At 60.5% G+C, this 8,210-nt stretch carries 7 protein-coding genes; all 7 read left to right on the top strand.

Features of this window, described 5'->3' with window-relative positions; genetic code table 11:
* The first annotated feature begins 154 nt into the window (after positions 1–154).
* Complete coding sequence (locus HY028_10490; protein ID MBI3345263.1) at positions 155–1,579, top strand: sigma-54-dependent Fis family transcriptional regulator; 1,425 nt, start codon at positions 155–157, stop codon at positions 1,577–1,579.
* Positions 1,580–1,704: 125 nt separating this feature from the next.
* A complete protein-coding gene (locus HY028_10485; protein MBI3345262.1) occupies positions 1,705–3,051 on the top strand; it encodes a PAS domain-containing sensor histidine kinase in 1,347 nt (448 codons plus the stop codon).
* Complete coding sequence (locus tag HY028_10480; GenBank protein ID MBI3345261.1) at positions 3,048–4,418, top strand: sigma-54-dependent Fis family transcriptional regulator; 1,371 nt, start codon at positions 3,048–3,050, stop codon at positions 4,416–4,418. The genes HY028_10485 and HY028_10480 overlap by 4 nt, the downstream gene beginning before the upstream one ends.
* Before the next feature lie 87 nt (positions 4,419–4,505).
* Positions 4,506–4,823, top strand: a complete 318-nt coding sequence (gene fliE / locus HY028_10475) for a flagellar hook-basal body complex protein FliE (protein MBI3345260.1) — start codon at positions 4,506–4,508, stop codon at positions 4,821–4,823.
* Between the two features lie 96 nt (positions 4,824–4,919).
* Entirely contained in the window at positions 4,920–6,563 is a 1,644-nt protein-coding gene (fliF, locus tag HY028_10470) for a flagellar M-ring protein FliF (protein MBI3345259.1), read from the top strand.
* A complete protein-coding gene (fliG, locus tag HY028_10465) occupies positions 6,556–7,569 on the top strand; it encodes a flagellar motor switch protein FliG (protein MBI3345258.1) in 1,014 nt (337 codons plus the stop codon). The genes fliF and fliG overlap by 8 nt, the downstream gene beginning before the upstream one ends.
* Complete coding sequence (locus tag HY028_10460; protein ID MBI3345257.1) at positions 7,523–8,209, top strand: flagellar assembly protein FliH; 687 nt, start codon at positions 7,523–7,525, stop codon at positions 8,207–8,209. Before fliG ends, HY028_10460 begins: the two co-directional genes overlap by 47 nt.
* Position 8,210 lies beyond the last annotated feature (1 nt).

The raw sequence follows: 8,210 nt of genomic DNA, 5'->3' as shown, positions 1-8,210 counted from the left end.
ACCCCCTGTACACGGCATATTTTTGACATCTTGCAAATTTAGTGATTAACTGTTGGATATAATTAAATTTATACAGATAGTGATGGCTGCTATATGCAGCTATCCGTTATCAAATTGACCCTCGGTTCAACAGTTGCATTGGGAGATGAGATAAATGTCCACGCCAATGACAGTATTAGTGATAGAGGCGGACGCCCAGCGGCGCGATTTGTTGAAGACGCTGCTGGAGTGTATAGACCACACGCCCATCCTGGTCGCCGATCCTAAAAAGTGGCGCGACGCCCTCGATAAACCCGACTCCATTCATATCGCCTTGCTCGGCCGCTGCGGGTCAAAAGACACTTTATTAGATGTGTATCGCGCCCTTACCGATTGGGCGCCCAATCTCCCCATCCTGTTGCTGAAGGAAGCCGATGTCCCGCAGCAGGTCCCGTTGGACCTCACCGGCGGTTTTCTAGCGACGGTCGATTTCCCGATCAAATATACCCAGCTCAACCACGTCCTGAATCAGGCTCAGATCTACAAAGAGAGTAAAGAGGGCGCCAGCCTGAAACGGCCGCTGGAGATGTTTCGCAGCCTGGTCGGCAATAGCCGGGCGATCCGCGAGGTGCGGCAACAGATGGAGCAGGTCGCGCAGTCGGACGCCAACGTGCTGATCCTGGGCGAATCGGGGACGGGCAAGGAGGTGGTGGCGCGCAACCTGCATTATCAGTCGGCGCGGCGCGATCACAACTTCGTCCCCGTCAATTGCGGCGCTATCCCGTCCGACCTGTTGGAGAGCGAGCTGTTCGGCCATGAAAAGGGCGCCTTCACCGGCGCCATCAGCACGCGCCAGGGGCGCTTCGAAATGGCCGAAGGCGGCACCTTGTTCCTCGACGAGATCGGCGACATGAGCCTCGCCATGCAGGTCAAGCTGTTGCGGGTGTTGCAGGAACGCACCTTCGAGCGGGTGGGCAGCAACAAGAGCATCGCCGTGGATGTGCGCATCATCGCCGCGACCCACATCAATCTGGAGGAGGCCATCAAGTCCGGTAAATTCCGCGAGGATCTTTACTATCGTCTGAATGTCTTTCCGATTCAAATGCCGCCGCTGCGGGAGCGGGTGGAGGATATTCCGTTGCTCATCAACGAGCTGATCCTGCGCATCGAGCACGAAAAACGCGGTTCGGTGCGGCTTACACCGACCGCAGTGCTGGCACTCTGCCAGTATCCGTGGCCCGGCAACGTGCGCGAACTCGCCAATCTGATCGAACGGCTCGCCATCCTTTATCCATACGGGCTGGTGGATCTGCAAAACCTGCCCGAGAAATTCCGTGCCGCGGTGGCGCAAGCCCTGCCCCTGGGCGAGGAAGAGGTGCTGCCGGCTACGCTACAGCAGTCCGCACGGCTGCCGCGCGATGGCATAGACCTGCGCGAACATCTCAAGAACATGGAAATCAACCTGATCCAGCAGGCTCTGCAGGAGACCGACGGGGTGGTCACGCGGGCCGCTACCCGGCTCAAGATGCGCCGCACCACGCTGGTGGAAAAATTGCGTAAATACGGCCTACAGCGTGCCGACGAACCGGCGGAATATTGACGCTCGTTGTGGGGCATATTTTATAATAGTTTGTTTTATATAGAATAAGTAACGCGGGCACACTTTTTGCTCTCGGGAGTGGTACAGAGACCATTCCTAGCTGATTTACTAGCGAGAGCAACGACATGACGCACGCGCCGACTCACCAAGCCCAAGGCCTGGAAGACGCCTTCCACGTTTTCACCCAGGTCTCGGAACAGCTTAGCGCCTCCTATCTCGTCCTTGAAAATCGCGTCGCCCAGCTCACCGACGAGCTAGCGGCGGCACGCAGTGAACGCCTGTTACAACTCGCCGAAAAAGAGCGTCTGGCCAACCGGCTGACGCACTTGCTCACCGTACTTCCCGCCGGTGTCGTGGTGCTGAACGGCGCCGGGCGCATCCAAGAATATAATCCGTTGGCCGTGTCCTTATTAGGCGAGCCCTTGCTGGGATTGAACTGGGCGGCGGTGGCCGCGCGCGTCTTCGCCCCGGAGCTGGGTGAAGGCCAGGAACTGTTACTGCGCGACGGCCGGCGCGTGAGTCTTTCCACCAGCTCATTAGGCACGGAACCCGGTCAGATCCTGCTGCTCAGGGATGTCACCGAGGTGCATGCCCTGCAGGAGGGTCTGAGCCGTCACCAACGCCTATCGGCGATGGGCGAGATGGCGGCGGCGCTGGCCCACCAAATTCGTACCCCGTTATCCGCCGCATTGTTGTATACCTCGCAGCTCGTGACGCACAGGGATGTATTAATGTCGGCCGCTCCTCAACACGACAATGCAGATTACCGCCAGTATGCAGGCAAGGTGCTGTCGCGCCTGCGGCATCTCGAACGGCTGGTGAACGATATGCTGGTGTTCGCCAAGGGCGGACATTTCGGCGCCGAAGAGATCGAGGTCGCAGCACTCTTGCAGGATTTGCAACAGGCGACGGATGCGCCGCTGTCCGTGGCAGGTTGCCGTTTGGAGGTGCTGGATGAGGCCCCGGAGGCGAAGTTGTACGGCAACCGTGAGGCCCTGTTGAGCGCCTTGCAGAATCTGGTCAGCAACGCCATGCAGGCCTGCGGCAAGGGCGGGCGCTTGCAGTTGTTGACTCACATCGTGAGCGACCCGCACGGTAGCGAGGCCGTCAATGTCCTGCTCAGCGACAACGGCCCCGGTATCCCCGACGCAGTGCTGGAGCGCATCTTTGAACCCTTTTTTACCACCCGCGCGCAAGGCACCGGCCTGGGTCTCGCGGTGGTGCAGGCCATCGTCCGCGCCCATCAAGGGATGGTGTGGGTGGAATCCGAACCGGGGCAGGGCAGCACCTTCGGCCTGCGCCTGCCGCTCAAGCCTGCAAAGATCTTACCCAGTGAAGTGGCGCAGCATACCGCGTGTACGGCAGTCGCTGCCGGCTTCCTGCCTCCCGCGACATTGGTACATCCATGTACGGCACAGTTGTTACCGATAGACAGCGCCAAAAGAAAAAAACTTAAAGAGAGGATGTCATGAGTAATGCCACGGTATTGGTAGTAGAAGACGACTTATCGTTGCGCGAGGCGTTGTGCGACACCCTGCAATTGGCGGGTTACCCGGTGCTCGCCGCCCAAGACGGCCGCGAGGCCCTGGAGTTTCTGGAGGAGGGCGGACGCGGCCGTGATCTCGGTATGGTGGTGAGCGATATCCAGATGGAGAGGATGGATGGTCATGCGCTGTTGAAACAGATCCGCATCCGCCGGCCCGATCTGCCGGTGTTGCTGATGACGGCCTTCGGCACCATCAAGAGCGCGGTGGAGGCGATGCGCAACGGGGCGGTGGATTATCTGGTGAAACCCTTCGAGGCCGAGGCGCTGATTCAACGGGTGAGCCGTTTTTTGATTCATACCGCAGCCGAGGACGCTGAGTTGATCGCCGTGGACGAGCGCAGTCTGAAATTGGTCAGCCTCGCCCGGCGCGTGGCCGACAGCGAGGCCACCGTGATGATCGGCGGCGAGAGCGGCACCGGCAAGGAGGTGCTGGCGCGTTATATCCACCGTCATTCATCGCGCAGCAAGGGGCCTTTCGTGGCCATCAATTGCGCGGCGATTCCGGAAAACATGCTGGAGGCCACCTTGTTCGGTTATGAGAAGGGCGCCTTCACCGGGGCCTACCAGTCCTGTCCCGGCAAGCTCGAACAGGCTGAGGGCGGTACGCTATTACTCGATGAAATTTCCGAGATGAGTCTGGGCTTGCAGGCGAAGTTGTTGCGTGTCTTGCAGGAGCGCGAGGTGGAGCGGTTGGGCGGCCGCAAGCTGATCCCATTAAATCTGCGCGTGCTGGCCACCTCTAACCGCATTCTGCGCGATGAGGTGGCCGCCGGGCGGTTCCGCGAGGATTTATTCTACCGCCTCAATGTATTCCCGCTGTACTGGCCCGCCTTGCGCGAGCGGCCGGCGGACATTATTCCGCTGGCAAATTATTTTCTGGCGCGCAGCGCCCAGACCAGCCAGCGCCCCGCGCCGGCTCTGTCTGAGGCGGCAAAGACGCATCTGCTCGCGCATCGTTGGACAGGGAATGTCCGCGAACTGGACAACATCATTCAGCGTGCGCTCATCATGCAACCCGGCGATGAGATCGGCGCGGACGATTTGCAGTTTGAAGCCGTTGCAATGGAAGGCATACCGGCGCCTATGCAGACGCCCCAGCAAGAGAAACTGGGCGGCGATCTCAAGGCGCGCGAAAAGGAGTTAATTGTCGAGGCCCTCACCAAGACGATGGGCAGCCGCAAGCTGGCCGCCGTGCGGCTGGGGATCAGTCAGCGCACGCTGCGCTATAAGCTCGCGCGGCTGCGTGAGGAGGGCTACGCTCTGCCCGGTGAGGTTGGCGTGGAATCTGCATGATTAAGGCAGATGCAAGGTACAAGTAACAAGATACAAGAAAACCTCTTTATTTTTGTCGCTGGTAACCACTCAATTTAGGTGATGCACATGAACGATATTGATGTCTCTCAACTTTTAAATCAACTGCGCAGCACGGCCGTCCTGGCCCGTGGTGAGACGGCCGCCGCCAGCCAAACCGCCGAGGGTGGTTTTGCGGATCTGCTCAAGCGGTCTATTGATGGGGTCAATGAGGCGCAACAGACTGCCTCGAAGTTGACCCAGGCCTTCGAGAGTGGCGACAAGCAGGCAGACCTCGCCGAGGTGATGGTCGCGCTGCAAAAGGCCAGCATCTCTTTTCAGGCGATGACACAGGTGCGAAACAAACTGGTGTCGGCCTATCAAGACGTGATGAATATGCAGGTATGAGAGATACAAGATACAAGATACAAGAAAAAAACAGATTAATTCGGAAGATGACTTGTATCTTGTATCTTGTATCTTGTCACTGTTTTTAATATGAATATGCCAAATTTTACAACCTCGGCGCTGGGCTTCACCCATCTCCCTCTGGTGCGCCAATTAGGGCTGCTGATCGGTCTTGCCGCCAGCGTGGCGCTGGGCGTGGCGGTGGTGATGTGGGGACAGGAGCCGAGCTATCGTGTGCTGTATAGCAGTCTGTCGGACAAGGACAGCGGTCAGATCATTGACGCCCTGCAAAAGAATAATATCCCGTACAAGGTGGACCAGGGCAGCGGCGCCATACAGGTCCCCATGGAGCGCGTGCATGATGCGCGCCTGAAGCTCGCCACGCAGGGACTGCCCAAGGGGACATCCGGCGGCTTCGAGGCCATGGAGGGTCAGCAGGGCTTCGGCGCCAGCCAGTTCATGGAGGCCGCGCGCTATCAGCGCGCTCTGGAGGAGGAGCTGGCGCTCTCCATCGCCACTCTCAATAATGTGCAAGGCGCCCGGATACACCTGGCCATACCCAAACAATCCATGTTCGTGCGCGCTAAACAGGAGCCGAGCGCCTCGGTGGTGGTCAACCTCTACCCGGGACGCAATCTGTCGGACGGAGAGGTGACGGCCATCGTGCATCTGGTGGCCTCCAGCATTCCCAACCTCTCCGCCGAGCAGGTCACGGTGATAGATCAGAAGGGGCAGTTGCTCACCAGCCAGAAATCCTCGCGCGAGATGGCGTTGAGCGCCTCGCAATTCGAATATACCCAGCGCATGGAAGATTCCTACGTGAAGCGCATCGAGGGCATCCTCTCGCCCATCGTCGGAGCGGAAGGGGTGCGGGCGCAGGTGGTGGCCGAGATGGATTTCACCGTCACCGAGCAGACCCAGGAAAGCTTTAACAAGGATAAGCCGGCCCTGCGCAGCGAACAGACCAGTGAGGAAAAAACCGCCGGCGGCGGCGCGGCGAGCGGGATACCGGGGGCGCTGTCCAACCAGCCGCCTGCCGCGGCGACCGTCGCGCCTACTCCCGCCAATGCCGCTGCGGCCGCCGCCGGAGCGCCGGCGGCGGAAAGCAGTGCATCCGGCCCGCAGAACAGCAGCGCGCGCGCAACGCGCAATTACGAACTCGACAAGACCATCAGCCATACCCAATTATCGAGCGGGACGGTCAAGCGCCTGTCCGTGGCGGTGGTGGTGAACGATCGCCAGAGCACCGATGACAATGGCGATCCGGTGAAGACCCCGCTCACGCCGGAGGAGCTCACCCGCTTTACCGCGCTCGTAAAGGACGCCGTCGGCTTTAATGAAAAGCGCGGCGACACCGTCAACGTGGTCAATGCGGCATTTAATGTGCCGGAGGCGGTCGAGCCGCCGCCCGAGCCGTCATTCTTCGAGAAGCCGTGGCTGGCGAGTCTGGGTAAACAACTGGGCGCCGGTTTGGTCGTGTTGCTGATTGTGTTCGGTGTGTTGCGTCCGGTATTGAGCGGGCTCGCCACGCGCGGCGATTCCGTCCCGCGCGGCGCAGGCGCGCAAGGCGGCATGATGGTGGCTGATGATAGGCTCAGCCTCGGCGGGCCCGCGCAGGTGGCGCGGCTGGCCGGCTCCGGCAGTTACGATGCCAATCTCAGTACCGCCAAGACGCTGGCGGCGCAAGATCCCAAGCGCGTCGCCCAAGTGGTCAAGACCTGGGTAGCGAGCGATGGCTGAGAACCTTAGCAAATTGCCGGGGGTAGAGCGCGCCGCAGTACTGCTGCTCAGCCTGGGCGAGCAATATGCCTCCGAGGTGCTGAAGCACATGGGCCCGAAGGAGGTGCAGAAGCTCGGCAGCACCATGGCCGCGCTGAATAATATCTCCAAGGTCCAGGTTGGCGAGGTGCTGGCGAATTTTTGCGAGTCCGTGGACAACGAAACCAATCTCGGCATCGGTTCGGAAGATTACATCCGCAACGTGCTGGTGAAGGCGCTGGGCCAGGACAAGGCCGGCGGCATCATAGACCGCATCCTGATGGGCAGCAACAGCAAGGGGCTGGAGGCGCTCAAGTGGATGGAGCCGCGCGCCGTGGCGGAAATCATCCGCCTGGAGCACCCGCAGATCATCGCCATCGTGCTGGCCTATCTCGACAGCGATCAGGCGGCCGAGGTGATCGCCCAATTCACAGAGCGGGTGAGGCTGGATGTGCTGATGCGCATCGCCTCGCTCGACGGCATACAGCCTACCGCGTTGCACGAATTGAACGAGATCATGGAGAAGCAGTTTTCCGGCGACTCCACCAGCAACGTGAAGTCCGCCGCGGTCGGCGGCGTCAAGGCCGCCGCCAATATCCTCAACAACATGGATACCTCGCTGGAGGCCGCGCTGCTGGAGAAGGTCAAGGAACTCGACGCGGAGCTTGGGCAAAAGATTCAGGATCTGATGTTTGTGTTCGAGAATCTGCTCGAGGTGGACGACCGTGGCATACAGTCTCTGCTGCGCGAAGTGTCGTCCGAGACTCTGCTGCTCGCCTTGAAGGGCGCCGACGACGCGATGAAGGACAAGATCTTCAAGAATATGTCGAAGCGCGCCGCCGAAATCATGCGCGACGACCTGGAGGCCAAAGGGCCGGTGCGCTTGTCCGAGGTCGAGGCCGCGCAGAAGGAGATCCTCACCGTCGCCCGCCGCATGGCCGATGCCGGCGAGATCGCGCTGGGCGGTACAGGTGAACAATTTGTCTAGGGTTATCCCCCAGGAAGAACTTTCCGACTGCGAGCGCTGGGTGTTGCCCGCGGTGCAGTCGTCGCGCGCCGCGCCGTCCGGACCAGGCCTCGGCGCCAACCTGCTCACCGCGGGTCAAATCGAACAAGTACAGCGCCAGGCGTATGAGGAAGGCTTCGCCTTGGGTCGCCGTGAAGGGCTCGCCGCCGGCCAGGACGAGTTGCACGCTCAGGTACAGCGGCTGGATCAGATGATGCGCGCCTTGAGTGCGCCGTTCGAAGGATTGGATCAACAGGTCGAGCAGGAATTGCTGCTGCTCACCACCACCATGCTGCGGCAACTGGTGCGGCGCGAATTAAAGACCGACCCGGGCCAGATCGTCGCCGTGGTGCGCGAGGCGATGGCGAGCCTGCCGGTCGCTACCCGCAACGCCCGTCTCTATCTGCATCCCGAGGACGCGACCCTGGTGCGCGACGCCTTGGCGATCAGTGACGCCGAACGGCCCTGGCGCATCATGGAAGATCCGGTGTTGACGCGCGGCGGTTGCCGCGTGATAACGGATACCTCCTCGATAGACGCCAGTGTTGAGACCCGCCTGGCGATCCTGATCGCCACCGTGTTGGGAGGCGTGCGTGACAGCGACAGCCCCACACAGGCATAGC

Source organism: Gammaproteobacteria bacterium, from assembly GCA_016195665.1.
In the GTDB taxonomy this organism is placed as follows: Bacteria; Pseudomonadota; Gammaproteobacteria; order SURF-13; family SURF-13; genus JACPZD01.
The sequence above is the reverse complement of the archived record's forward strand: the minus strand, read 5'-3'. Positions and strand labels throughout refer to the sequence as shown.

What these genes read in the sequence shown, in the direction of transcription:
- HY028_10490 (MBI3345263.1), top strand. Translation starts at nt 155, where the DNA reads ATGTCCACGCCAATGACAGTATTAGTGATAGAGGCGGACGCCCAGCGG.
- HY028_10485 (MBI3345262.1), top strand. Translation starts at nt 1,705, where the DNA reads ATGACGCACGCGCCGACTCACCAAGCCCAAGGCCTGGAAGACGCCTTC.
- HY028_10480 (MBI3345261.1), top strand. Translation starts at nt 3,048, where the DNA reads ATGAGTAATGCCACGGTATTGGTAGTAGAAGACGACTTATCGTTGCGC.
- fliE (MBI3345260.1), top strand. Translation starts at nt 4,506, where the DNA reads ATGAACGATATTGATGTCTCTCAACTTTTAAATCAACTGCGCAGCACG.
- fliF (MBI3345259.1), top strand. Translation starts at nt 4,920, where the DNA reads ATGCCAAATTTTACAACCTCGGCGCTGGGCTTCACCCATCTCCCTCTG.
- fliG (MBI3345258.1), top strand. Translation starts at nt 6,556, where the DNA reads ATGGCTGAGAACCTTAGCAAATTGCCGGGGGTAGAGCGCGCCGCAGTA.
- HY028_10460 (MBI3345257.1), top strand. Translation starts at nt 7,523, where the DNA reads ATGCCGGCGAGATCGCGCTGGGCGGTACAGGTGAACAATTTGTCTAGG.